At 64.4% G+C, this 24,419-nt stretch carries 23 protein-coding genes; 14 read left to right on the forward strand and 9 right to left on the reverse strand.

The window, feature by feature from the left end; translation table 11 throughout:
* Nucleotides 1-117: 117 nt before the first annotated feature.
* Entirely contained in the window at nt 118-2,415 is a 2,298-nt protein-coding gene (locus A9973_RS25105; protein WP_183016346.1) for an NADP-dependent malic enzyme, read from the forward strand.
* A gap of 146 nt (nt 2,416-2,561) precedes the next feature.
* Nucleotides 2,562-3,014, forward strand: coding sequence for a DUF2214 family protein (locus A9973_RS25110; protein WP_183016347.1), 453 nt, complete (start codon nt 2,562-2,564; stop codon nt 3,012-3,014).
* Here the strand turns inward: A9973_RS25110 and A9973_RS25115 are convergent.
* The 9 genes from A9973_RS25115 to A9973_RS25155 all read right to left on the reverse strand — a co-directional run bounded on the left by A9973_RS25115 (nt 3,004) and on the right by A9973_RS25155 (nt 11,079).
* Complete coding sequence (locus A9973_RS25115) at nt 3,004-3,900, reverse strand: LysR family transcriptional regulator (RefSeq protein WP_183016389.1); 897 nt, start codon at nt 3,898-3,900, stop codon at nt 3,004-3,006. The two genes, A9973_RS25110 and A9973_RS25115, sit on opposite strands and share 11 nt — an antisense overlap.
* A gap of 141 nt (nt 3,901-4,041) precedes the next feature.
* Nucleotides 4,042-5,154, reverse strand: a complete 1,113-nt coding sequence (locus tag A9973_RS25120) for a hypothetical protein (RefSeq protein WP_183016348.1) — start codon at nt 5,152-5,154, stop codon at nt 4,042-4,044.
* Between the two features lie 77 nt (nt 5,155-5,231).
* Nucleotides 5,232-6,542: a citrate synthase gene (locus A9973_RS25125; RefSeq protein ID WP_183016349.1), complete on the reverse strand. Its 1,311-nt coding sequence runs from the start codon at nt 6,540-6,542 to the stop codon at nt 5,232-5,234.
* A 20-nt stretch (nt 6,543-6,562) separates the two neighbouring features.
* A complete protein-coding gene (locus A9973_RS25130; protein ID WP_183016350.1) occupies nt 6,563-6,823 on the reverse strand; it encodes a succinate dehydrogenase assembly factor 2 in 261 nt (86 codons plus the stop codon).
* A gap of 37 nt (nt 6,824-6,860) precedes the next feature.
* The gene (locus A9973_RS25135) at nt 6,861-7,577 is read right to left on the reverse strand and encodes a succinate dehydrogenase iron-sulfur subunit (protein ID WP_105555041.1); all 717 of its coding nucleotides are present in this window, start codon (nt 7,575-7,577) and stop codon (nt 6,861-6,863) included.
* Nucleotides 7,578-7,595: 18 nt separating this feature from the next.
* On the reverse strand, nt 7,596-9,374 hold the full coding sequence (gene sdhA / locus A9973_RS25140) for a succinate dehydrogenase flavoprotein subunit (RefSeq protein WP_183016351.1): 1,779 nt from the start codon (nt 9,372-9,374) through the stop codon (nt 7,596-7,598).
* A gap of 3 nt (nt 9,375-9,377) precedes the next feature.
* Nucleotides 9,378-9,761: a succinate dehydrogenase, hydrophobic membrane anchor protein gene (gene sdhD, locus A9973_RS25145; RefSeq protein WP_054423899.1), complete on the reverse strand. Its 384-nt coding sequence runs from the start codon at nt 9,759-9,761 to the stop codon at nt 9,378-9,380.
* The gene (gene sdhC, locus A9973_RS25150; RefSeq protein ID WP_006223904.1) at nt 9,762-10,178 is read right to left on the reverse strand and encodes a succinate dehydrogenase, cytochrome b556 subunit; all 417 of its coding nucleotides are present in this window, start codon (nt 10,176-10,178) and stop codon (nt 9,762-9,764) included.
* 121 nt (nt 10,179-10,299) lie between these two features.
* Nucleotides 10,300-11,079: a GntR family transcriptional regulator gene (locus A9973_RS25155; RefSeq protein WP_006223903.1), complete on the reverse strand. Its 780-nt coding sequence runs from the start codon at nt 11,077-11,079 to the stop codon at nt 10,300-10,302.
* A gap of 335 nt (nt 11,080-11,414) precedes the next feature.
* Here A9973_RS25155 and A9973_RS25160 point away from each other — a divergent pair, with 335 nt between their 5' ends.
* The 12 genes from A9973_RS25160 to A9973_RS25215 all read left to right on the forward strand — a co-directional run bounded on the left by A9973_RS25160 (nt 11,415) and on the right by A9973_RS25215 (nt 24,402).
* A complete protein-coding gene (locus tag A9973_RS25160; protein ID WP_054423904.1) occupies nt 11,415-12,404 on the forward strand; it encodes a malate dehydrogenase in 990 nt (329 codons plus the stop codon).
* A 187-nt stretch (nt 12,405-12,591) separates the two neighbouring features.
* Nucleotides 12,592-13,482 (forward strand): methylisocitrate lyase, encoded by an 891-nt coding sequence (gene prpB / locus A9973_RS25165; protein ID WP_006218121.1) that lies wholly within the window; start codon nt 12,592-12,594, stop codon nt 13,480-13,482.
* A gap of 94 nt (nt 13,483-13,576) precedes the next feature.
* A complete protein-coding gene (prpC, locus tag A9973_RS25170; RefSeq protein ID WP_183016352.1) occupies nt 13,577-14,770 on the forward strand; it encodes a 2-methylcitrate synthase in 1,194 nt (397 codons plus the stop codon).
* Between the two features lie 72 nt (nt 14,771-14,842).
* Complete coding sequence (locus A9973_RS25175; protein ID WP_183016353.1) at nt 14,843-16,294, forward strand: bifunctional 2-methylcitrate dehydratase/aconitate hydratase; 1,452 nt, start codon at nt 14,843-14,845, stop codon at nt 16,292-16,294.
* Between the two features lie 120 nt (nt 16,295-16,414).
* A complete protein-coding gene (locus A9973_RS25180; protein WP_175216749.1) occupies nt 16,415-16,843 on the forward strand; it encodes a CopD family protein in 429 nt (142 codons plus the stop codon).
* A 499-nt stretch (nt 16,844-17,342) separates the two neighbouring features.
* Nucleotides 17,343-18,716 carry a class I SAM-dependent RNA methyltransferase gene (locus A9973_RS25185; protein ID WP_370539532.1) on the forward strand — a complete coding sequence of 458 codons (1,374 nt, stop codon included), beginning with the start codon at nt 17,343-17,345 and terminating at the stop codon, nt 18,714-18,716.
* A 259-nt stretch (nt 18,717-18,975) separates the two neighbouring features.
* The gene (locus tag A9973_RS25190) at nt 18,976-19,164 is read left to right on the forward strand and encodes a hypothetical protein (RefSeq protein WP_035212795.1); all 189 of its coding nucleotides are present in this window, start codon (nt 18,976-18,978) and stop codon (nt 19,162-19,164) included.
* 251 nt (nt 19,165-19,415) lie between these two features.
* Entirely contained in the window at nt 19,416-19,931 is a 516-nt protein-coding gene (locus A9973_RS25195) for an RDD family protein (protein ID WP_183016355.1), read from the forward strand.
* 131 nt (nt 19,932-20,062) lie between these two features.
* Complete coding sequence (locus A9973_RS25200; RefSeq protein ID WP_183016356.1) at nt 20,063-20,974, forward strand: DUF2167 domain-containing protein; 912 nt, start codon at nt 20,063-20,065, stop codon at nt 20,972-20,974.
* A gap of 103 nt (nt 20,975-21,077) precedes the next feature.
* Entirely contained in the window at nt 21,078-21,950 is an 873-nt protein-coding gene (locus tag A9973_RS25205) for a UDP-2,3-diacylglucosamine diphosphatase (RefSeq protein ID WP_183016357.1), read from the forward strand.
* A gap of 129 nt (nt 21,951-22,079) precedes the next feature.
* Nucleotides 22,080-23,876: an acyl-CoA synthetase gene (locus A9973_RS25210; RefSeq protein WP_183016358.1), complete on the forward strand. Its 1,797-nt coding sequence runs from the start codon at nt 22,080-22,082 to the stop codon at nt 23,874-23,876.
* Between the two features lie 4 nt (nt 23,877-23,880).
* A complete protein-coding gene (locus A9973_RS25215; RefSeq protein WP_183016359.1) occupies nt 23,881-24,402 on the forward strand; it encodes a gamma carbonic anhydrase family protein in 522 nt (173 codons plus the stop codon).
* Nucleotides 24,403-24,419: the final 17 nt, after the last annotated feature.

Consider the following 24,419-nt stretch of genomic DNA (forward strand, 5'->3'; position numbering starts at 1 on the left):
CTTTCTGGTGAAATACGGGTGTTCCCTAAGCATTTCGCAAAGAAACCGGCGGGCCGCGAGCCCGCCGTTTGTCATCCCGTTTTCTTTTTCAGTTAGTGCCTCAGAGGCCCCGATCCCATGGACGAAACTCTTACCAAAATGGCGTTGGATTACCACGCCTATCCCACCCCCGGCAAAATCTCGGTCGTCCCGACCAAGACGTTGGCCAACCAGGACGACCTGTCCCTGGCCTACTCCCCCGGCGTGGCCGCCGCTTGCATGGCCATCTTCGAGCAAGGCGACGACGCCGCCTCGAAGTACACCTCGCGCGGCAACCTGGTGGGCGTGATCACCAACGGCACCGCCGTGCTGGGCCTGGGCAACATCGGCCCGCTGGCCGCCAAGCCGGTCATGGAAGGCAAGGGCTGCCTGTTCAAGAAGTTCGCGGGCATCGACGTGTTCGACATCGAACTGGCCGAAAACGATCCGGACAAGCTGGTCGACATCATCGCGGCGCTGGAACCCACGCTGGGCGGCGTCAACCTGGAAGACATCAAGGCGCCCGAGTGCTTCTACATCGAGAAGAAGCTGCGCGAGCGCATGAAGATCCCCGTCTTCCATGACGACCAGCACGGCACCGCCATCATCTCGTCGGCCGCCATCCTGAACGGCCTGAAGGTCGTGAACAAGGACATCGGCTCGGTCAAGCTGGCATGCTCGGGCGCCGGCGCCGCCGCCATCGCCTGCCTGGACCTGCTGGTCCACCTGGGCGTCAAGCGCGAGAACATCTTCGTGGTGGACTCCCGCGGCGTCATCTGGGACGGCCGCGACGAGAACATGGAAGCCAACAAGAAGCGCTACGCGCAGAAGACCGACGCACGCACGCTGGCCGACGTGGTCAACGGCGCCGACGTGTTCCTGGGCTGCTCCACCGCCGGCGTGCTGACGGGCGACATGGTCAAGACCATGGCCGACCGCCCGCTGATCCTGGCGCTGGCCAACCCGGAACCGGAAATCCGTCCGGAAGTGGCCAAGGCCGCCCGCCCGGATTGCATCATCGCCACCGGCCGTTCGGACTACCCGAACCAGGTCAACAACGTGCTGTGCTTCCCGTTCATCTTCCGCGGCGCCATGGATGCCGGCGCTTCGCGCATCACGGAAGAGATGAAGCTGGCTTGCGTAAAGGCCATCGCCGAACTGGCGCAGGCCGAGCAGAACGATGAAGTGGCCCGCGCCTACGCCGGCCAGGAACTGTCGTTCGGCCCCGACTACATCATCCCGAAGCCGTTCGACCCGCGCCTGATCGTCCAGATCGCGCCGGCCGTGGCCCAGGCCGCCGCCGATTCCGGCGTGGCCGCCCGCCCCATCGAAGACATCGAGGCCTACCGCCAGAAGCTGATGGGCTTCGTGTACCACTCGGGCCAGCTGATGCGTCCGCTGTTCGCCCAGGCAAAGAAGGCGCCCAAGCGCGTCATCTACGCCGACGGTGAAGACGAACGCGTTCTGCGCGCGGTGCAGACGGTCGCCGACGAGAAGCTGGCGTTCCCGATCCTGATCGGCCGCCCGGCCGTCATCGAAATGCGCATCGAAAAGGCCGGCCTGCGCCTGAAGGCCGGCGAGCATTTCGAGATCGTCGATCCCGAAGACGACAACCGCTTCAACGAAACCTGGAACGCGTACTACCAATTGAAGGGCCGCGAAGGCGTGACGCCGGCCATCGCCAAGGCGATGATCCGCAAGCACAACACGCTGATCGGCGCGATGCTGCTGCGTCGCGGCGACGCCGACGCCCTGCTTTGCGGCGTGGCCAGCAAGTACGACAACCAGTTGAAGTACATCGACGAAATCATCGGCAAGAAGGAAGGCCAGACGTACGCGGCGCTGAACGTGCTGATGCTGCCCGACCAGACGCTGTTCGTCACCGACACCCACGTCAACGAAAACCCGACGTCGGAAGAAGTGGCCAACATCACCATCCAGGCCGCCGATGAAATGCTGCGCTTTGGCGTGGTGCCGAAGATCGCCCTGCTGTCGCACTCGAACTTCGGCAGCCGCGTGACCGAATCGTCGAGGAAGATGGCCGCTGCCAGCAAGCTGGTGCAGGAACGCGCGCCCGACCTGGAAGTGGACGGCGAAATGCACGCCGACGCCGCCTTGTCCGAGAAGATCCGTGTGCTGGCCTATCCGGACAGCACGCTCAAGGGCCGCGCCAACCTGCTGGTCATGCCGAACCTGGACACCGGCAACATCACGTACAACATGCTGAAGATGACGGGCAGCAATGGCGTCGCGATGGGTCCGATCCTGCTGGGCGCCGCGCGTCCGGTGCACATCCTGACGACCAGCGCCACCGTGCGCCGCATCGTCAACATGACGGCGCTCGCCGTCGTGGATGCACAGCAGGAAGCCGCCGAGGCCGCCAGAAAGCGCCGTTGATCGCCTCCCGGCGATAACGGAACGGGCGTCCCGCAGCCGGGGCGCCCGTTTTTATTTGCGCCGCGGCAATCGGCCGCAGGCCCGGCGGTAGTCCGCGCGATCGGCCAGATGGTAAAACCAAGCTTGCCCCCTACCCTGGAGACGACATGCTGGCCGATGCCTTGTACGCCTGGTTCCATTACCTGGCCATCTTTGTACTGGTGGTGGTGCTGACCGCCGAAGCGGTGCTGCTGCGCCCCGACCTGACCGCCAACGGCGTCAAGCGCCTGGTCATCTACGATCGCCTCTACGGGGTCAGCGCCATCCTGGTGCTGGTCACCGGCGTGCTGCGGTTGACCCTGGGCGTGAAAGGCGCGGCGTTCTACATGAGCACGCCCTGGTTCCACGCCAAGATCACGCTCTTCGTCATCATCGCACTCTGTTCGATCCCGCCCACGCTGGCCATGCTGCGCTGGGCGAAGCAATCCCGTCAGCAGCCGGGCTTCGTGCCGGCCTTGCCGGAGATCAAGCGGGTGCGCCGCTGGGTGATGATCGAATCGCACTTGTTCATCTTCCTGCCCTTGTTCGCCGTCTTGATGGCGCGCCACATCAGCGTATAGGCGCGGGCGCTGGCCAGCCCGTGGCCAGGCAGGTGATCAGGTAGTCGACGAACGCCCTGGCCCGGGCCGGCAGCAGCCGCGTTTCGGTGACGACATGCACCGGAAACGGCCCCAGGCTCCAGCCCGGCAGGACGCGGCGCAGGCCGCCTGAACGCTCAAGTTCGCTCTGGTCTCCGCCCAGTGGCGCGATGCCCGCGCCCAGCACCGCCAGGCGGCGCGCCATGCCGGCCTCGTTCACCGAAAACCGGCTGCCCGGCATCACGCTGATCTGCTCTTGTCCGCGCACAAGCGGCCACCGCGTCGGCGCGCCATGCGCCTCGGCGCGGAAGCCGATGCATTCGTGCGCGGCCAAGTCCGATGGATGGGCGGGCGCGCCATGGGCCGCCAGATAGCTTTCCGACGCGTAGAGATGGACGTTCAGGGATCCCAGGCAACGCGCGATGCGCGAGGAGTCCGGCATGTCGCCGATCTTGATCGTCAGGTCGCAGGGCTCGGCCACGCGGTCCGCGTGCTCCAGGCTGGCCAGGTTCATGTGGAAGGCCACGTCCGGATGCCGGCGCGAAAAGCCCAGGAAGATCTCCGCCATCACGTCGGTGGCGAAGGTGGCCGGCATGTTGACGCGCAGCAAGCCCGAAGGCGTCGCGGTCAGGGCCTGCAATTCCTCGTGCGCGACTTGGGCCTCTTCGACGATGCGCAGGCAGCGCTCCAGATAAATTTCTCCGGCCCCCGTCAGCTCCACCTTGCGGGTGCTGCGGTTGAGCAGGCTCAGGCCCACTGAACGCTCCAGTTCGGCCACCCGGCGCGATAGCGTCGATTTCGGCAAACCCAGCACGACGGCGGCACGGCTGAAGCTGCGCGCCTTGGCCACTTCTGCAAACAGCTCCATGCTGTGCAGGCGCTTCACGGAAGTCTCATCCGAAATCACTCCCTTGACGGTTCCACCGGCGTGGAACGCCGCCGGCATGCCGCATTGTCGGAGGAGACTTTTAAGAATTTCTTAATGCGGCCTGCCATGCGGGGCGGGCCGCTACGGGCAAGCCGCCCGCTTCGGAGGGGCGGGTTCCTCGTCGCCGACGACGAAAGTCGCGAATTCGAAAACGCCGACCGTTTCGTTTTTCACGATGCCGGCCAACGTTCCGTCGAACGCCTGCATCACCGACATGCCCGCGGGCACCGCCTCATGACCGTCGCGTTCGGCCGTTTGCCCGTCGCCGGGGCTGAAGACGAAGATGCCCGGAAACGGTTCGCGTCCGGCGCCTTGGACCCGCCGGATGGTCTTGACCTGCGTGCCGGGAACGTAATGGAAACCGCCCAGATCCAGCGTGCAGGCCAGTTCCGTGTCGCTGACCCGCAAGAGGCGCCGGTCGGCGTCCAGGTAGATCCGGGGATTGCTCAGCATCAGCCCGAACACCTTGACCGCCACGGGGTCCTTCACTTCCACCCGCCAGCGGTCCGGGTCGGAAGCGCCGTCCACATACACGGTGCCGCTCGACCCGTACAGGATCGAGCCCGGCGCGATCGTCAGATCCCCCACCTGATTGCCGCTGCCCAGCTGGCACTGGCTCAGCACTTTCATGCCGCCCTCGCGCGTGGTGTCGAATTCGATATCGCGGGTGGCGTCGCACTGCCATCCTTGCACCGCTTGGTCGCCCTGCCCGCTGACGACGACGCTTTGCGGATACCGGCCGATCAGCGCGTACGTGTCCTGGTCGTAGTCGGTGCCAAGAAATCGCCGCAAGCGTGTCGCCTGCACGTCGAAAATGACCACGGGCTGCGGAAATTCGGCTTCCAGATAGGTGTCTAGCTGCCCCTCGTCCTGCAGCGTCAGCCGCGTGCCGGCGGGCATCGGCGTGCCGGCCACCGTCACCGCCTGTTCCAGCGTCACATGGCGCGCGGCCTCCTGCCGGTCGCTTTCCCGTTCGATCTGCCAGACAACGGCATGCACCCAGGCGTAGAAGGCGAACGGCACCGCCAGCACCACGAACAGGACGGCGGACGTCTTCCAATGCTTGCGGACGAACCGGCGATGCCGCGCGCTGGCCGCCAGCGCCGCCGCCCAACCGACGAGCACGATGCCGGCCAGGAAACCGAAGGAAAGCAGGATGTAGAAATTGGCTGACGGGAGCGAGACGGGAATCATGGCAAGGATGATATCCGCTTCCGTACGACAATAAAAAAACCGCCCGAAGGCGGTTTCTTGCCGAAGCGGAAAGCGGATTAACGCTTGTCCATCGGGGGCACGTCGCGGGTGACCGAACCCGTGAACAGCTGGCGCGGACGGCCGATCTTGTAATCGGGATCCGACAGCATTTCGTTCCACTGGGCGATCCAGCCCACCGTGCGGGCCAGCGCGAAGATGGCCGTGAACAGCGAGGTCGGGATGCCGATGGCGCGTTGGACGATACCCGAGTAGAAGTCCACGTTCGGGTACAGCTTGCGCTGCACGAAGTACGGATCCGACAGGGCGATGCGTTCCAGTTCCATGGCCAGCTTGAACAGCGGGTCGTTTTCCAGGCCCAGGGCCGAGAGCACTTCCTTGCACGTTTCCTGCATCAGCTTGGCGCGCGGGTCGTAGTTCTTGTAGACGCGGTGGCCAAAGCCCATCAGGCGAACGCCCGAGTTCTTGTCCTTGACCTTCTCCATGAACTCGCCGACCTTGTCGATGCCGCCGTTGGCTTGCAGCTCTTCCAGCATCTGCAGGCAAGCTTCGTTGGCGCCGCCGTGAGCCGGGCCCCACAGGCAAGCCACGCCAGCCGAGATGGCGGCAAACGGGTTGGTACCCGACGAACCGCACAGGCGCACGGTCGAGGTCGACGCGTTCTGCTCGTGGTCGGCGTGCAGGATGAAGATGCGGTCCAGCGCGCGTTCAACGACTTCGTTGACCTTGTAGTCTTCGCACGGCGTGGCGAACATCATGCGCAGGAAGTTGCCCGTGTAGGACAGGTCGTTCTGCGGATAGATGAACGGCTGGCCTTGCGAGTACTTGTACGCCATCGCGACCAGCGTCGGCATCTTGGCGATCAGGCGGATGGCCGAGATGTGGCGATGCTGCGGGTTCGTGATGTCGGTGGAGTCGTGGTAGAACGCGGACAACGCGCCAACCAGACCCGTCAACACGGCCATCGGGTGCGCGTCGCGGCGGAAGCCACGCAGGAAGAAGTGCAGTTGCTCGTTGACCATCGTGTGATGGGTCACTTGCGAGTCGAAGTCAGCTTTCTGAGCCTCGTTCGGCAGTTCGCCGTTCAGGATCAGGTAGCAGATGTCCATGAAGTCGCAATTGACGGCCAGTTGCTCGATCGGGAAGCCGCGGTACAGCAGTTCGCCCTTGTCGCCGTCGATGTACGTGATGGCCGATTCGCAAGCGGCCGTGGACATGAAGCCCGGGTCAAACGTAAACATGCCCGTCTGGCCATACAGCTTGCGGATGTCGATCACATCCGGACCGACCGTGCCCTTGTAGACAGGGAACTCAATGGGTGCGCTGCCATCCGAGAAGGATAGAGTGGCTTTTTTGTCAGACAGGTTCATGTTATTTCCTCTCACATTAATCAGAGTGCGCGCATCTGGCCAATAATCCCCCGAAGCCTGGGCGTATCCAGTTCGCCTTCGAGTTCCTTGCGGGCCAGCAGCAGGTCGAGAAGATCGTTATCTCCCATCTCGAACAGCTGGGTCAATGCGGCCACATCATCATCGGTAAGGTCAGCCTCGTAAGCATCAAGATACCGGGTGATGATCAAGTCGTTTTCGAGCAGGCCGCGGCGCGCCCGCCAACGCAGACGCGCCCGCTCCAGTTCAGTTAGCCTGCTCATCGTTACACCATAAATACAAAAGTCTTCACACTAGAAACTAGACCGTGCGGCGAACCATCAGTTCCTTGATCTTGCCGATCGCCTTGGTCGGGTTCAGTCCCTTGGGACAGACGTCGACGCAATTCATGATGGTGTGGCAACGGAACAGGCGGTACGGATCTTCCAGGTTGTCCAGACGCTCGCCCGTGGCTTCGTCGCGGCTGTCGGCGATGAAGCGGTAGGCTTGCAGCAGGCCGGCCGGGCCGACGAACTTGTCCGGGTTCCACCAGAACGACGGGCAGGAAGTGGAACAGCACGCGCACAGGATGCACTCGTACAGGCCATCCAGTTCTTCTCGCGCCTCGGGCGACTGCAGGCGCTCTTTTTCGGGCGGCGGCGCGTCGTTGATGAGGTACGGACGAACGGAGTGGTACTGGTTGAAAAAGTGCGTCATGTCCACGATCAGGTCGCGGATGACGGGCAGGCCCGGCAACGGACGCAGAACGATGGGTTCTTTCAGTTCGCGCAGGTTCGTCGTGCAGGCCAGGCCGTTCTTGCCGTTGATGTTCATGGCGTCCGAACCGCACACGCCTTCACGGCACGAGCGGCGCAGGGCCAGGCTGTCATCGACGTCGTTCTTGATGCGCACCAGCGCATCAAGCAGCATCTTGTCGGTCGGCTGGAGTTCAACGTCCAGCTTCTGCATGTACGGGCGCTCGTCCTTGTCCGGATCGTAGCGGTAGATTTCGAACTTGACGATTCTCTTGGTGCTCATAATGGGCTCTATCCGGACTTAGAAGGTACGCGCCTTGGGCGGGAAGGACTCAACCGTCAAAGGCTTCATCTGCACAGGCTTGTAATCCAGGCGGCTGCCTTCGGAGTACCACAGCGTGTGCTTCAGCCAGTTCTCGTCGTCGCGGGTCGGGTGGTCGTCCAACGCGTGCGCGCCGCGGCTTTCGGTGCGGGCAGCAGCCGACTTGATCGTGGCACGGGCCACTTCGGTCATGTTGGCCATTTCCAGCGCTTCGACGCGCGCGGTGTTGAACACCTTGGACTTGTCCTTGAAGTAGATATTGTCGGCTTGCTTGGCCAGATCTTCGATCTGCGTCACGCCTTCGTTCAGCAGTTCCAGCGTGCGGAACACGCCGCAGTGGCGCTGCATCGAGAAGCGGATGGCGTTGCCGATGTCTTGCGTCTTTTCGCCCGACGTGCGCGATTCCAGCTTGTTCACGCGGTCCAGCGAGTACTCGACGGCTTCCTTCGGAAGATCCTGGTGGGCGCGCTGGCGCTCCGGGTGCGAATTCACGATGTGGTTGCCGGTGGCGCGGCCGAACACGATCAGGTCCAGCAGCGAGTTCGTGCCCAGGCGGTTGGCGCCGTGCACCGACACCGCAGCGCATTCGCCGATGGCGTACAGGCCGTTGACGACCTTGTTCTCGCCGTTTTCGCGCGACAGCACCTGGCCGTGGTAGTTGGCCGGAATGCCGCCCATCTGGTAGTGGATGGTCGGAACGACGGGGATCGGTTCCTTGATCGGGTCGACGTTGCCGAACTTGATGGCGATTTCGCGGATCGAGGGCAGGCGCTTGTTGATGACGTCGGCGCCCAGGTGGTCAAGCTTCAGGACGACGTAGCTGCCGTCCGGACCGCAACCGCGGCCTTCCTTGATTTCCTGGTCCATCGAGCGGGACACGAAGTCGCGCGGAGCCAAGTCCTTCAGCGTGGGCGCATAGCGCTCCATGAAGCGTTCGCCGTCCTTGTTCAGCAGGATGCCGCCTTCGCCGCGCACGCCTTCCGTGATCAGCACGCCGGCGCCGGCCACGCCGGTCGGGTGGAACTGCCAGAATTCCATGTCTTGCAGCGGGATGCCCGCGCGCGCCGCCATGCCCAGGCCGTCACCGGTGTTGATGAAGGCGTTGGTGGAAGCGGCCCAGATGCGGCCCGCACCGCCGGTGGCCAGCACCGTGGTCTTGGCTTCCAGGATGTAGATCTCGCCCGTTTCCATTTCCAGGGCGGTCACGCCGACGACGTCGCCGGCTTCGTTGCGCAGCAGGTCCAGCGCCATCCATTCGACGAAGAACTGGGTGCGCGCGGCGACGTTGCGCTGGTAGAGGGTGTGCAGCAGCGCGTGGCCGGTGCGGTCGGCGGCGGCACAGGCGCGCTGCACCGGCTTTTCACCGAAGTTGGCGGTGTGGCCGCCGAACGGACGCTGGTAGATCGTGCCGTCGGGGTTGCGGTCGAACGGCATGCCGAAGTGCTCGAGTTCGTACACGGCGTTCGGCGCTTCGCGGCACATGAATTCGATGGCGTCCTGGTCGCCCAGCCAATCCGACCCCTTGACGGTGTCGTACATGTGCCAGTACCAGTTGTCTTCGCTCATGTTGCCCAGGGAGGCGCTCACGCCACCTTGCGCGGCAACGGTGTGCGAACGCGTGGGGAACACTTTGGACAGCACCGCAACCGACAGGCCCGCTTGGGACAGTTGCAGCGAACAACGCATGCCGGCTCCACCGGCGCCAACGACCACCACATCAAACTGGCGGCGCGGCAAGGATTTCATGACAGAGACCACGGCTTAAATGCTCCAGAGGATTTGCGCGAAGTAAACGACCGTACCGACCAACCAAAGGATCGTCAGCACTTGCAGCAGCAGGCGCAGGCCCACCGGCTTGACGTAATCCATCCAGATGTCGCGCACGCCAATCCAGGCATGCCAGGCCAACGCAATGAATGCAAGGGAGGCCAGGATCTGGCCTACCGGAATGAAGCCCACGTAGAAATTGAACAGCTTGACCCAATGTTCATACGTGAAGGCGGGCATCGTCAGGATGCCGACGAGCAGCACCAGCGTATACACGGCCATGATGACGGCGGTGATGCGCTGGATGATGAAGTCCATAACCCCATAGTGGGCGCCGACGACCAGGCGCTTGGGACCGTAGTTTTTAGCGGCGGCCATTTACAGGACTCCGAACAGTTTGAGACCGAACACCAGCGTCAGCGCCAGGCTGACACCGAAGACCACGCCGGCGCTTTTCTTGGCCGACAGCTTGTCGATACCGATGTGCAGGTCCAGCAGCAGGTAGCGGATGCCGGCACAGAAGTGGTGCAGGTAGCCCCAGATCAGGACCAGGAAGACAAGCTTGACGATCGGGTTGGCCGCGATGGAGGCGATCCAGGCGAACGACTGCGGTGCGGCCACGCTCGCCGCGAACAGCGGAACGATGACCAAGGGCAAACAGAGGAACAGCAAAATGCCGCTGATGCGGTGCAGGATGGACAGCTTGCCGGCCAGCGGCAGGCGATAGGAGAACGCGACTTGGGCAAGCCCAATATTGCGAAACTGCGGACGTGGCTTGGCAGCGGTGTCGGACATGACGGCCTCGGTGTTTCTGAACTAGGGAATCGTGACGGCGAAAATGCCGTGGCCCTTGCGGGCAAACACGCTATTTTCGCCTAGAGATTGGGTTGGTATCAAATCGTAGTGTAAAAGCTCATCAATTCAGACTATTGCGGTAGTGGTATCGATCGGTCAAGTACAAACCCCGGCGAATTTCCATGGGGCGGTCACCATAGGTGTACGACACCCGGTCTACCTGCAACAACGGCGTGCCGGCGGGAACATTAAGCAGGGGACAGACTTCGGCCGGCGCAATCACCGCGCGCAGCTTTTCGTCCGCGCGCACCATGCTGACGCCGAACTCGGATTCGAACAGCCCATAGAGCGGCGCCTTGTTGGCGGTCAGCAGCTCGAGGGTCAGCCCACGGAAAATGGTGCCAGGCAGCCAGATGTCGTCCACGACGGTGGGCGTCTGCCCCATGGACAGCAGGCGGCGGATCATGACGACAGTTTCGCCTGCCCGAAGGTCCAGGGCGCGCGCGATCTCGGCGGGCGCGCGCAGGCGCCGGCACTCCAGGATACGGCTTTCGGCGCGGCCGGGTTCGCCTTCTTCGTCGGCGGCCAGGCGCAGGAAACGGTAGCGCACGCGGGCTTCGTGGTGGGTGGCGACAAACGTGCCCTTGCCCTGCCGGCGCAGCAGCATGTGCTCGGCCGCCAACTCGTCGACCGCCTTGCGCACCGTGCCCTGGCTCACCTGGAAACGGGCGGCCAGATCGATTTCGCTGGGGATGAGTTCACCGGGCTTCCATTCGCCGCGCTCAAGGCTTTGAACAAGCAGATCCTTGATCTGGCGGTAGAGCGGACTGAAAGCGGCTCCCTCGCCCGTTGAACGGGCGGCGCGAGTGCGTAAGGAGGTTTCGGGCCGAGGCTCTGCCATGGATCTTCTTGAAAGTGTCATGTTCATCCGGATGATGGGAAGGCCGCTTAAAAAAAGGATGCAGACCCATATCCAAAATGCGCCGGCAAAGGCACAGCGGACTGTGCTGCAACGCATTCGAATAAACGCTCTATTGTGGCATATCGGGCGGGAAGCTGTCCAACGTCTTATGTCTTATATAAGATAGAAGAGCGTTTGACGCACCCCTGAAATCGTTCTAGGATTCACGGCTGTCAGGGGCCCGCGCCGGCATGCTTGCACGCGCTGTTTCGGCCTCGTCAACGATTACACTGATTGGTGAGATTCTTCTCGCCAAACCATTACGGAGAACGTCCATGTCCAAGCCTGCCTTGCGTGTCGCCGTCACCGGCGCCGCCGGCCAAATCGGTTACGCACTGCTATTCCGCATCGCCTCCGGCGAAATGCTGGGTAAAGATCAACCCGTCATCCTGCAACTGCTGGAAATTCCCGACGAGAAAGCGCAAAAGGCCCTGAAGGGCGTCATCATGGAATTGGATGACTGCGCCTTCCCGCTGCTGCAGGAAGTGACCGCCCACAGCGACCCGCGCACCGCCTTCAAGGACGCCGACGTGGCCCTGCTGGTCGGCGCCCGTCCGCGCGGCCCCGGCATGGAGCGCAAGGACCTGCTGTCCGTCAACGCCCAGATCTTCACCGCACAGGGCAAGGCCCTGAACGACGTGGCCAGCCGCAACGTCAAGGTCCTGGTCGTCGGCAACCCCGCCAACACCAACGCCTACATCGCCATGAAGTCGGCTCCGGACCTGCCGGCCAAGAACTTCACCGCCATGCTGCGCCTGGACCACAACCGCGCCCTGTCGCAACTGTCCGCCAAGTCGGGCAAGCCGGTCGCCGCCATCGAGAAGCTGGTCGTGTGGGGCAACCACTCGCCCACGATGTACCCCGACTTCCGCTTCGCCACCGTCGGCGGCGAGTCGCTGACCAAGCTGATCAATGACGACGCCTGGAACCGCGACACGTTCATCCCGACCGTGGGCAAGCGCGGCGCCGCCATCATCGAAGCCCGTGGCCTGTCCTCGGCCGCTTCGGCCGCCAACGCCGCCATCGACCACGTCCGTGACTGGGTCCTGGGCAGCAACGGCAAGTGGGTCACGATGGGTATCCCGTCGGATGGTTCCTACGGCATCCCCGAAGGCATCATCTACGGCGTGCCGGTCACGACTGAAAACGGCGAATACAAGCGTGTTGAAGGCCTGGAAATCGACGCCTTCTCGCGCGAGCGCCTGGACTTCACGCTGAAAGAGCTCCTGGAAGAGCGCGACGGCGTCAAGGACCTGCTGAAGTAAGCAGCGTTTGACTGAAGAATTGGGCCCGTTCATGCGGGCCCAATTCCTAAGCAAGGCCGCAATACATTCCCGAGGCATGAACCTGTCCCTTTTCAGCGCCCGCGGCGATTGTCGCCAAGGGGACAGATTCATGTTCCGGACCCGCGATAAGGTCGTGGGCTAGCCATAAGAAAGAACGGAGACCTCCATGTCCAGACCCGAATCGCCCGGCGCCCTCTTCCGCCGCGCCCTTGCCGAAGAAAGCCCGCTGCAGATCATCGGCGCCATCAATGCGAACCACGCCCTGCTGGCCAAGCGCGCCGGCTACCGCGCCATCTACCTGTCCGGCGGCGGCGTCGCAGCCGGTTCGCTGGGCCTGCCCGACCTGGGCATCAACACGATGGACGACGTCCTGACCGACGTGCGCCGCATCACCGACGTGTGCGACGTGCCGCTGGTGGTGGACATCGACACCGGCTTCGGCCCGTCGGCGTTCAACATCGCCCGCACCGTCAAGAGCCTGATCAAGTTCGGCGCGGCCGCCTGCCACATCGAAGACCAGGTCGGCGCCAAGCGCTGCGGCCATCGTCCCGGCAAGGAAATCGTCACTACCGAGGAAATGGCCGACCGCGTCAAGGCCGCCGCCGACGCGCGCACCGACAGCGACTTCTACCTGATCGCCCGCACCGACGCCATCGCCTCGCACGGCGTGGACGCCGCCATCGAGCGTGCGCTGGCCTGCGTGGAAGCCGGCGCCGACGCCATCTTCGCCGAAGCCGCCTACGACCTGCCCACCTACGACCGCTTCGTCAAAGCCGTCAAGGTGCCGGTCCTGGCCAACATCACCGAATTCGGCAAGACGCCGCTGTTCACCGTCGAAGAGTTAAAGAGCGTGGGCGTGGGCATGGTGCTCTACCCGCTGTCCGCCTTCCGCGCTATGAACAAGGCCGCCGAAGCCGTCTACACCGCCATCCGCCGCGACGGCCACCAGAAAAACGTGGTGGACCTGATGCAGACGCGCGAGGAACTGTACGACCGCATCGGCTACCACGAATTCGAATCCAGACTGGATGCGCTCTTCCAAAAGGGCAAAGCGTAAGTCCGCAACGCCTTTTGTATCCGGCGCCGCGGCCATCCCGGGGCGCCAAGCTGTTCCCCCATATCGTCAATCGCGAAAGGAAAGGAGTAGAGACATGAGCACGGCTCCCAAGAAGCAAGAAGCCAAACCGGACGCCAAGCCGGAAGAGAAAGCCGGTTTCAAACCCAAGAAGTCCGTTGCCCTGTCGGGCGTGGTCGCGGGCAACACCGCACTGTGCACGGTGGGCCGCAGCGGCAACGACCTGCACTACCGCGGCTACGACATCCTGGACATCGCGCACGCGAGCGAATTCGAGGAAATCGCCCACTTGCTGGTCCATGGCAAACTGCCCAACAAGTCCGAACTTGCCGCCTACAAGCAAAAGCTGAAGAGCCTGCGCGGCCTGCCGGCCCAGTTGCAAGTGGCGCTGGAAGCCCTGCCCGCTTCCAGCCACCCGATGGACGTCATGCGCACCGCCGTGTCGGTGCTGGGCTGCGTGCTGCCCGAGAAAGACGACCACAACACCCCGGGCGCGCGCGACATCGCCGACCGCCTGATGGCCAATCTGGGTTCGGCCCTGCTGTACTGGTACCACTACAGCCACAACGGTCGCATCATCGACGTGCAGACGGACGACGACAGCATCGGCGGCCACTTCCTGCACTTGCTGCACGGCGAAAAGCCCAGCGACGAATGGGTCAAGGCGATGCACATCTCCTTGAACCTGTACGCCGAACACGAGTTCAACGCGTCCACGTTCACGGCGCGCGTCATCGCCGGCACCGGTTCGGACATGTTCTCGTCCATCGCCGGCGCCATCGGCGCGCTGCGCGGCCCCAAGCATGGCGGCGCCAACGAAGTGGCGTTCGACGTGCAGAAGCGCTATGAGACGCCGGACGAGGCCGAAGCCGACATCCGCCGCCGCGTCGAGGCCCGCGAAGTTATCATCGGCTTTGGTCACCCCGTCTACACCGTGTCCGACCCGCGCAACAAGGTCATCAAGGACGTGGCCAAGAAACTGTCCAAAAAGGCCGGCACCACCAAGATGTTCGACATCGCCGAACGCCTTGAAACGGTCATGTGGGACATCAAGAAGATGTTCCCCAACCTGGACTGGTTCTCGGCCGTCAGCTATCACATGATGGGCGTGCCCACCGCCATGTTCACCCCGCTGTTCGTCATCGCGCGCACCGCAGGCTGGTCGGCTCACATCATCGAGCAGCGCATCGACAACAAGATCATCCGCCCCACCGCCAACTACGTGGGTCCGGAAGACCAGAAGTTCGTGCCGCTGGACAAGCGCAAGTAAGCCCGGCGCAAGCCAGACGAGAGCAAGGGCGCAGCATGGCTACCTGTATTCATTCTATGGAGAGGTACCGCTATGTCTGCCCCGATCTCCAACGTGCGTCCCGATCCCGACCAGGTGCTGGTCGATATCGCGGATTACGTTCTGAACTACGAAATCAAGAGCGGCCTGGCGTATGAAACCGCCCGCAGTTGCCTGATCGACACGCTGGGCTGCGGCCTGGAAGCGCTGGAGTACCCGGCGTGCAAGAAATTGCTGGGCCCGGTCGTGCCGGGCACGGTGGTGCCCCACGGCGCCAAGGTGCCCGGCACGTCTTTCCAGCTGGACCCGGTGCAGGCCGCGTTCAACATCGGCACGATCATCCGCTGGCTGGATTTCAACGACACGTGGCTGGCCGCCGAATGGGGCCACCCGTCGGACAACCTGGGCGGCATCCTGGCCACCGCCGACTGGCTGTCCCGCACCGCGGTCGCCGCCGGCAAGCCTCCCCTGACCATGCGCGACGTCCTGACCGGGATGATCAAGGCGCACGAGATCCAGGGTTGCATCGCGCTGGAGAACTCTTTCAACAAAGTCGGGCTGGACCACGTCGTGCTGGTCAAGGTGGCGTCCACCGCCGTCGTGGCGCAGATGCTGGGGCTGGACCGCGATGAAGTGATCAACGCCGTATCGCTTGCGTGGGTCGACGGCCAAAGCCTGCGCACCTACCGCCACGCCCCCAATACCGGCAGCCGCAAAAGCTGGGCAGCCGGCGACGCCACCAGCCGCGCCGTGCGCCTGGCGCTGATCGCCAAGACCGGCGAAATGGGCTATCCGTCGGTGCTGACCGCCAAGACCTGGGGCTTTTACGACGTGCTCTTCAAGGGCCAGCCGTTCACGTTCCAGCGGCCCTATGGCAGCTACGTGATGGAGAACGTGCTGTTCAAGATCTCGTTCCCCGCCGAGTTCCATTCGCAGACCGCAGTGGAATGCGCCATGGAGATCCACGACCGGCTGCGCGCCCAAGGCAAGCGCTCGGAGGACATCAAGGCGATCACGATCCGCACGCACGAGGCCTGCATCCGCATCATCGACAAGAAGGGTCCGCTGAACAACCCCGCCGACCGCGACCACTGCATCCAGTACATGGTGGCCGTGCCCGTGCTATTCGGCCGCCTGACGGCCGGCGACTACGAAGACGAGATCGCCCGCGATCCGCGCATCGACGCGCTGCGCGACAAGATCGTCTGCGTGGAAGACCCGGCCTATACCCGCGATTACCACGATCCGGACAAGCGCTCGATCGCCAATGCGCTGACCGTCGAGTTCAACGACGGCTCCCGGTTCGACGAGATCGTCTGCGAATACCCCATCGGCCACAAGCGCCGCCGGCAGGACGGCATCCCGCTGCTGGAAGCCAAATTCCGGACCAACCTGGCGCGCATGTTCCCGGCCAAGCAGCAGCGCCGCATCCTGGACGTGTCGCTGGACCAGCAGGCGCTGGAGGCCATGCCGGTGCACGAGTACGTGGACTTGTATGTGATCTGAAGCGGGCTGCCTTGGCGCCGCGACAAACGCCCCGGGCGCCATGGCCCCGGGGCGTTGGCCGGCGTCCGGCCGCAAGGTTGCCGCAGCTTACAATGCGGCTTTCCTCGATCGGATCGCGCCATGGCCATGCTCTGGGTCAAGACCTTCCATATTGTCTTCATCGCTTCCTGGTTTGCCGGCTTGTTCTATCTGCCGCGCATTTTCGTGAACCTGGCGCAGCAGACGGACGCCTCCGTCCAGGCCACGCTGCTGGGCATGGCCCGCCGGCTGTACCGCTTCACCACCATCCTTGCCGTGGTCGCCATCGTGTTCGGCATGTGGCTTTACCTGGGCTATCGCATCGGCGTGGGCCCCGGCAACGGCTGGATGCACGCCAAACTCTTTTTCGTCCTGCTCGTCATCGGCTACCATCACGCCTGTGGCTTGATGCTGCGAAAATTCGAACAGGGCAAAAACACCCGTTCGCACAAGTTCTATCGCTGGTTCAACGAAGTTCCCGTCTTGCTGCTATTGGTGGTGGTGGCGCTGGTCGTCGTCAAACCCTTCTGATTCCCCCTACCTTTGCACATTCGCCAGGATTCGTATGTCCTCTGATGAACACGACCGTCCGCGCAAGACGCTGACGATCAAGAAAACGGCCCGCGACGCCCACGCCGAAGAAGCGCCCAAGCGCACCCGCACGGGCGCCCGCGCCCGCCTGGTCGCCCAGATCGAGCGCACCCGCGAAAACGTCGAACGCCAGAAAGACCCCGAGGGCTACCAGCGCCGCCAGGAAGAAGAGGCGCGCTACGCCCGCAAGCCGGCCGCCGGCGGCCGCGGCGCAGCCCCCCGCGGGCAGGCGCCGCGTAGTGGCCAATCCGATCGCAGCCAGTCCGAACGCGGCCAATATGACCGCGGCGCGCCCAGCCGGGGAGCCTCCGAACGCGGTGCGCCCAGCCGAGGCCCGTCCGACCGCGCCCCGCGCAGCCGCTCCTCCGACGACTCGCGCCGCGACCCGGGCGCAAGCGCCGGTTCGCGCCCCCCGCGTGCGCAGCAGCGCGCGCCGCGCCTGCGCGACGACCAATACATCGCCCCCGCCACGCCGGCGGGACGCTTCTACGATCCGTTCGAAGACGACGGCCCCGCGCCCGAATTCGCCGCCGAGCCCGATCACGGCGACGTGCCGGATCACAGCCAGGACGCGCAGCCGGAATTCTCCCGGGAACGCGACGATTCGCGCGAACGCGCCCCGGCCGCGGACACCCGCAGCCGCCGCCCGCGCGAAGTGCGCCAGGCGGAAGTGTTCACGGTGTTCGCCCCCTGCCCGCAAGGCCTGGAAGAGGCCCTGACGGCCGAAATGCAGGCCCTGGGCTATGAAGACGCCAAGGCCGGCCGCGCCGGCTGCTCGTTCACGGCCGATTGGGCCGGCGTGCAGCGCGCGAACCTGTATTCGCGCCTGGCGACCCGCATCCTGGTGCAGGTCGCGCACGCCGAGATCTCGCACGAAGACGACATCCTGGACCTGGCCCGCGACACCCCCTGGGAACGCTGGTTCGGCGCTGAGCAGACGCTGCGCGTGGACACCTCGGCCATCAAGAGCCCGGTGCAAAGCCTGCAGTACTGCAATCTGCGCGCCAAGGACGGCATTTGCGACCGCCTGCGCGAACTGGAAGGCGAACGCCCCAGCATCGACACGGTGCGGCCGGACGCCCGCGTCCACCTGTTCCTGACAGGCCATACGGCCACCCTGTACCTGGACACCTCGGGCGAATCGCTGTTCAAGCGCGGCTGGCGCCTGGACAAGGGCGAAGCCCCGCTGCGCGAGAACCTGGCGGCCGGCATGCTGGCCCTGGCGGGCTGGGACCCGGCGGCGCCGCTGCTGGACCCGTTCTGCGGTTCGGGCACCATCCTGATCGAGGCGGCCTGGATCGCGCTGGGCGTGCCCCCGGGCATTTCGCGCCCGTTCGGCTTCGAGCGCCTGCGCGACCATGACGCCTACCGCTGGCGCGACCTGAAGGACGACGCCCGCTCGCGCATCCTGCCGCAGCTGGACGCGCCGCTGGTGGGCTACGACCTGGACCCGCAAGCCATTGAATTCGCCCAGAACAACGCCGAACGCGCCTGGCTGACGGCCGATTCCATCCGCTTTGAAATCGGCGACGCCCGCGAGATCGCGGCGCCTGCCGACCACGGCTGGATCGTCACCAACCCGCCCTACGGCGAGCGCATGCTGACCGAGCAGGACGCGGAGCTGTGGCGCGATTGGGCCAGCTGCCTGAAGCGCAATTTCGCCGGCTGGCAGTTGCACGTCATCACCAGCGACCTGACCCTGCCCAACCAGATGCGCCTGAAGCCCAAGCGCCGCGTGCCGCTGTACAACGGCGCGCTGGACTGCCGCCTGTTCGGTTTCGAACTGGTCGCCGCTGGCTACCGCGACGCCTGATCACACGGCGCCCGGGCGGCCTTCCCGCCCCGGGCGCCCCCCCTTTTTCCGCCCGGACCCGCGCGTTGTAAAAGCGCCGCAACATGGTGCGCGTATCTTTGCTTATGGTGCCCCGTCGCGCGGTTTTGGGGCATTATCAGCACCAGGGTGTTGCCAAGTTGCACCTGATTGCACCTTCCTCTTGCACAGTTTCAGGGTAAACCCTATAATTCGGGTTATCCCTAGTAGCAAACAACTGTGCAAGCCCGTGGAGGCTAACGTGATCAACCCGAACAACACCATCCGCCTGACCGACGAACTCGAGCGCCAACTGATGCTCCAGGCTATTGAAGAACAATTCCGTCCGCACCCGATGCGGGCGTTGGCCGCAGGCCTGCGTAAGCTGGCCCACGGCGTGAAGGCCCTGGCCGGCAAGACGAGCGCCAAGAACGCGCACTCCGCAGCCTAAAGACAGGCCTGGACCTTAAGCGCTAAGGTCCGAAAGATTTTCCCCTTGGGGGCTGCATAGCCCCTTTTATAGACCCGCCCTTACCGGCGGGTTTTTTTTCGTCCGGTCTTTTTCCCCTTGGGGGCAGAGAACTGAAGCGTGAGGGCACCTCCCCCGCCGGGCCGCCCCAAAAGGGGAGAGCCCCCTTTGGGGCGGCAGGAAGCCCGCAGGGCGCGCCGTGGGGGCACCTTTTTATCGGATAATGGCGACCCATGACGACAGACGCCCTTGACCAGACCCCCAATCGGCTGCGCCGATTCGCCTGCATGATGTACGAAGCCGTGCTGCTGTTCGGCGTGGTGTTCCTGGCCGGCTACCTGCTGGACACGCTGACCCAGAGCAAGAACGCGCTGGAACTGCGGTCGGCGAGGCAAGCCTGGCTGTTCGTCGCGATCGGAGCCTACTTCGTACTGTGCTGGCGCCGCCGCGGACAGACCTTGCCCATGAAGACCTGGAACATCCGGCTGGTGGATCGCGACGGCAACACGCCGAGCACGCTCCGGCTGATCCTGCGCTACGTGCTGGTCTGGCCCCTGGTGCTGGCCGGGGCCGCCGTGGTGTGGGGCGCCGCCAGCCTGACTGGCTGGGCCTCGATGGACATGTTCATCGTCGCCGCGCCCTTCACGATCTTCGTCTGGTCATGGTTCGACCCCGACGGGCAGTTCCTGCATGACCGCATCTTGGGCACACGCCTGCGCAATGCGCCGCAGCGCCAGAAATCGCGGTAGCCGCCCCCGTCACACATAAATTATTACAATTAGCAAAAGCATGCGGCGATTTCGGCGCATGCTTTCAGAAAGTTGAAAGTCGTCCGCAAAGACAATGAGGCCCCGTTAAACAGACGCCTTCCGGACCTCTCATGCGCGCTTTCCTCTCCCGACTGTCGCTGGCCGCCGCCAGCGCGCTGTGCTTCCTGCCCACCGGCGCCACGGCCCAGAACGCATCGGCCCAGCAAGAGATCGAATCCGCCATGAAAGCCGCCTTCGCCGCCGCCCAGCAAGGGCCTGCGGAAGTGAAGCTGGGCGACCAGGCGGTGGTGCGCCTGCCGCAGAACATGTTCTTCGTGCCGCGCTTCCAGGCCGAACGCCTGATGCAGGCCTACGGCAACGGCAAGGATCCGTCGCTGCTGGGCGTGGTGATGCCCAAAAGCGACGATGACGACTGGGTCGTCACCGTCAACTTCGACAAGGCCGGCTACATCAAGGACGACGACGCGCGCAACTGGAACGTCGGCGAACTGCTGGACAGCCTGCGCGAAGGCACCGAACAGTCCAACGAAGCGCGCAAGAAGCGCGGCTTTCCCGAACTGACCGTGGACGGCTGGGTCGAGGCCCCGAAGTACGACAGCAACTCGCAGCGGCTGGTCTGGTCGGTGGCCGCCAAGCACAAGGGCGCCGACGCCGGCGAAGACCCGACGGTGAACTACAACACCTATGCGCTGGGCCGCGACGGCTACATCACGCTGGACCTGATCACCCAGCAAAGCCTGGTGCCCAAGGACAAGACCGCCGTGCTGGCGCTGCTGGACAACCTGAACTACGTGGACGGCAAGCGCTACGCCGATTTCGATTCCTCGACCGACAAGGTCGCGGAATACGGGCTGGCCGCGCTGGTGGCCGGCGTGGCCGCCAAGAAGCTGGGGCTTTTCGCCGTCATCGCCGCCTTCCTGGCCAAGTTCGCCAAGGTCGGCATCCTGGCCGCGGCCGCGCTGGGCGGCGGGCTGTGGAAGCGCCTGCGCGGCAAGAAGGCCGACGGGCAGCAACAGCCCTGAGCCATCCCCGTGACGGCGGCGCCATGTAAAACCGCGCCACCGTCACAACAGCGTCACGGATTCTTCACACGCGCGTCATCGCCGGATGATTTCATCCTGAGGCATGACGACAGCCCACATGGAAGCGACCGTGAACGAAATCCGACCTGCGCACTGGCGTGCTCTCTGGATTTCCGATATTCACCTGGGCACTGCCGGGTGCAAAGCGGAATTCCTGCTCGATTTCCTGGACCACAACGATTCGGACACCCTGTACTTGGTGGGCGATATCGTCGACGGCTGGCAGCTGCGCAAGCATTGGCACTGGCCGCGGGCGCACAACGACGTCATCCAGCGCATCCTGCGCAAGGCGCGCAACGGCACGCGGGTGGTGTTCATCCCCGGCAACCATGACGAATTCGCCCGCGAATTCGCAGGCTACGCGTTCGGCGACATCGAGATCCTGGACGAAGACGTGCACGTCACCGCCAAAGGCCTGCGCCTGCTGGTTCTGCACGGCGACCAGTTCGACGGCGTGATCCAGCACAGCCGCTGGCTGGCCCATCTGGGCGACGGGCTCTATCAGCTGGCGTTGTGGATCAACCATCATTTCAACCGGCTGCGGCACCGGCTGGGGCTGCACTACTGGTCCCTGTCGCAGTACCTGAAGCACAAGGTCAAGAACGCCGTCTCGTTCATCACGGATTTCGAGGAAGCGCTGGCGGGCGAAGCGCGCCGGCGCGGCCTGGACGGCGTGGTCTGCGGCCACATCCACAAGGCCGAACTGCGCGACGTGGGCGGCATCCTGTACTGCAACGACGGCGACTGGGTGGAAAGCCTGTCCGCCCTGGCGGAAACCCACGACGGCCAGCTCCAGCTGCTGGACTGGGCGGCGATCCAGGCCGAAATGCATCCGGAACCGGCCCCCCGCCCCCCGCGTTCGCTGTCCTTGCCCGCCCTGCCCTCCGCACTGCGGCGCCAAAGCAAACACCCGTGATAACCCGTATGCGTCCCCATTACGCAACGGGGATATTGCAGTTCACGGCCCTCTAGGTCATGCTTGCATCTGAGGCAACGGGCGAGTTGGCCCGTTCACGCAGCTGCAACATGCTTACAACATAGGGCCATGAACGACCAATATCAGGCGCTCTACCAATCATTCCGCTGGCTGGTACCGACCCAGTTCAACATTGCGGATGCGTGCTGCCACCGCTGGGCATCCAGTAGTCCGGATGCGCGGCGCATTGCCATCTACTACGAAGATGAGTCCGGCAACCGCGAGGTCTGGACCTATGCCCGACTGGCCGAGGCCGTCAATCAGCTGGCCAACGGCCTGGTGAAAATGGGTGTGGGCCGCGGCGATCGGGTCGGTGTCGTTTTGGGGCAACGCCCCGAAACCGTCGTCGCCCACATGGCCATCTACACGGTGGGCGGCGTCGTGCTGCCCCTGTCGGCCCTGTTCGGCCCCGAAGCCCTGGAGAGCCGCCTGCGCGACTCGGAAACCCGGGTCGCCATCGTGGACCACGCCTCCAGCGCCAACCTGCTGGCCGTCAGCGACAACTGCCCCAACCTGCAGCAGATCATCGGCATCGGTTTCGCCGACGAGCGCGTCCTGCCGTGGCGCAGCCTGCTGGCCCGCCAGCCCAGCGAATTCAAGGCCATCCCGACGCGGTCGTCCGACCCCGCCATCCTGCTCTATACGTCGGGCACCACCGGCGCGCCCAAGGGCGCGCTGCTGCCGCACAGCGTGCTGATCGGCAACCTGCCGGGCTTCGTGGCCTCGCAGGACTGGTTCCCCAAGCCCGCGGATGTCTTCTGGTCGCCGGCCGACTGGGCCTGGACGGGCGGCATGATGGACGCCCTGCTGCCCACGCTGTATTTCGGGCACCCCATCGTGGGCACGCGCGGCCGCTTTTCCGCCGAACGCGCGTTCGAGCTGATGGAGCGCTATCAAGTCACCAACACCTTCCTCTTCCCGACCGCGCTGAAGATGATGATGAAGGCGGTGCCGGAACCCCGCAACCGCTACCAGCTGGCCTTGCGCTCCATCATGAGCGCAGGCGAAAGCGTGGGCGAAACCGTCTTTGAATGGTGCCAGTCGGCACTCGGCGTGACGCCCAACGAGATGTTCGGCCAGACGGAAATGAACTATGTGGTGGGCAACAGCCAGAAGCGCTGGCCGGCCCGGCCGGGCAGCATGGGCCGGCCCTACCCCGGCCATCAGGTCGCGGTGCTGAACGATGACGGCAAACCCGTGACCGCCGGCGAAACAGGCGAAATCGCCGTCAACCGGCTGGACATCCACGGCTATCCCGACCCGGTGATGTTCCTGGGCTATTGGCGCAACGAAGCCGCCACCCAGGCCAAGTTCAAGGGCGACTGGTGCCTGACGGGCGACCTCGCCACCCTCGATGCCGACGGCTACCTCTGGTATGCCGGCCGAGCCGACGACGTGTTCAAGTCGTCGGGCTACCGGATCGGCCCGGGCGAAATCGAAAGCTGCCTGATCGGGCATCCTGCCGTGGCCAATGCCGCCGTGGTGCCCAAGCCGGACACCGAGCGTGGCGCCGTAGTCAAGGCCTACGTTGTATTGACGCCGGAGTTCGTCCACCGCGACCGCGCCGATGTCATCGAGAACCTTCAGGAACACGTCCGCGAGCGCCTGGCGCCCTACGAGTATCCGAAAGAGATCGAATTCGTCGACGAATTGCCCATGACGACAACCGGCAAGATCCAGCGCCGCATCCTGCGCCTGCGTGAAGAAGAGCGCGCCCGCGCCGCCGTCCCGCCGGCCCCAGCCGCGGCACCCGCTGCGGCGCCCGTTGCGGCCCCCGCTACGCCCCCCCCTACGGCACCCGCTGTGGCCGCGGCCGTTGACACCGGCGAGGCCCACAACGGCCCTGAGAAGCCACCGGAGACTTAAGGCAATGCCCATTTACCAGCTTGACGACCTGATCCCCCGCATCGACCCCGCCGCCTATGTGGCCGACAGCGCCGACATCATCGGCAATGTCACGCTGGAAGCGGGCGTCAGCATCTGGTCGAACGTATCCATCCGCGGAGACAACGACGCCATCCTGATCCGCCACGGCACCAATATCCAGGAATCCAGCGTCCTGCACGTGGACGGCGGCTGTCCCATGACGATCGGCCCCAACGTGACGGTGGGCCACCAGGCCATGCTGCACGGCTGCACCATCCACGAAGGCGCCTTGGTGGGCATGCAGGCGATCGTTCTGAACAATGCGGTCATCGGGCGCAATTGCCTGATCGGCGCTGGCGCGATCATCCCCGAAGACCGGATCATCCCCGACAACTCCCTGGTGATCGGCATCGGCAAGATCGTGCGCGAGCTCTCGGAAGAGGAAATCGCCAATCTGCACAAAAATACCGCCCATTACGTGGCGCGGGGCCAACACTACAAGACGGCGCTGAAACGGCTGGCCTGACCCTCCGGGGAAACCGC

Source organism: Achromobacter sp. UMC46, assembly GCF_014170335.1.
GTDB lineage: Bacteria > Pseudomonadota > Gammaproteobacteria > Burkholderiales > Burkholderiaceae_B > Achromobacter.

Bases quoted from the DNA above. Each gene is read 5' to 3' on its own strand.
- A9973_RS25175 (WP_183016353.1), top strand. From the start codon at position 14,843: ATGTCTGCCCCGATCTCCAACGTGCGTCCCGATCCCGACCAGGTGCTG.
- sdhC (WP_006223904.1), bottom strand. From the start codon at position 10,178: ATGTCCGACACCGCTGCCAAGCCACGTCCGCAGTTTCGCAATATTGGG.
- prpC (WP_183016352.1), top strand. From the start codon at position 13,577: ATGAGCACGGCTCCCAAGAAGCAAGAAGCCAAACCGGACGCCAAGCCG.
- A9973_RS25200 (WP_183016356.1), top strand. From the start codon at position 20,063: ATGCGCGCTTTCCTCTCCCGACTGTCGCTGGCCGCCGCCAGCGCGCTG.
- A9973_RS25195 (WP_183016355.1), top strand. From the start codon at position 19,416: ATGACGACAGACGCCCTTGACCAGACCCCCAATCGGCTGCGCCGATTC.
- A9973_RS25125 (WP_183016349.1), bottom strand. From the start codon at position 6,542: ATGAACCTGTCTGACAAAAAAGCCACTCTATCCTTCTCGGATGGCAGC.
- A9973_RS25120 (WP_183016348.1), bottom strand. From the start codon at position 5,154: ATGATTCCCGTCTCGCTCCCGTCAGCCAATTTCTACATCCTGCTTTCC.
- A9973_RS25155 (WP_006223903.1), bottom strand. From the start codon at position 11,079: ATGGCAGAGCCTCGGCCCGAAACCTCCTTACGCACTCGCGCCGCCCGT.
- A9973_RS25110 (WP_183016347.1), top strand. From the start codon at position 2,562: ATGCTGGCCGATGCCTTGTACGCCTGGTTCCATTACCTGGCCATCTTT.
- sdhD (WP_054423899.1), bottom strand. From the start codon at position 9,761: ATGGCCGCCGCTAAAAACTACGGTCCCAAGCGCCTGGTCGTCGGCGCC.
- A9973_RS25205 (WP_183016357.1), top strand. From the start codon at position 21,078: ATGACGACAGCCCACATGGAAGCGACCGTGAACGAAATCCGACCTGCG.
- A9973_RS25210 (WP_183016358.1), top strand. From the start codon at position 22,080: ATGAACGACCAATATCAGGCGCTCTACCAATCATTCCGCTGGCTGGTA.
- A9973_RS25115 (WP_183016389.1), bottom strand. From the start codon at position 3,900: ATGGAGCTGTTTGCAGAAGTGGCCAAGGCGCGCAGCTTCAGCCGTGCC.
- A9973_RS25130 (WP_183016350.1), bottom strand. From the start codon at position 6,823: ATGAGCAGGCTAACTGAACTGGAGCGGGCGCGTCTGCGTTGGCGGGCG.
- prpB (WP_006218121.1), top strand. From the start codon at position 12,592: ATGTCCAGACCCGAATCGCCCGGCGCCCTCTTCCGCCGCGCCCTTGCC.
- A9973_RS25135 (WP_105555041.1), bottom strand. From the start codon at position 7,577: ATGAGCACCAAGAGAATCGTCAAGTTCGAAATCTACCGCTACGATCCG.
- A9973_RS25215 (WP_183016359.1), top strand. From the start codon at position 23,881: ATGCCCATTTACCAGCTTGACGACCTGATCCCCCGCATCGACCCCGCC.
- A9973_RS25180 (WP_175216749.1), top strand. From the start codon at position 16,415: ATGGCCATGCTCTGGGTCAAGACCTTCCATATTGTCTTCATCGCTTCC.
- A9973_RS25105 (WP_183016346.1), top strand. From the start codon at position 118: ATGGACGAAACTCTTACCAAAATGGCGTTGGATTACCACGCCTATCCC.
- A9973_RS25160 (WP_054423904.1), top strand. From the start codon at position 11,415: ATGTCCAAGCCTGCCTTGCGTGTCGCCGTCACCGGCGCCGCCGGCCAA.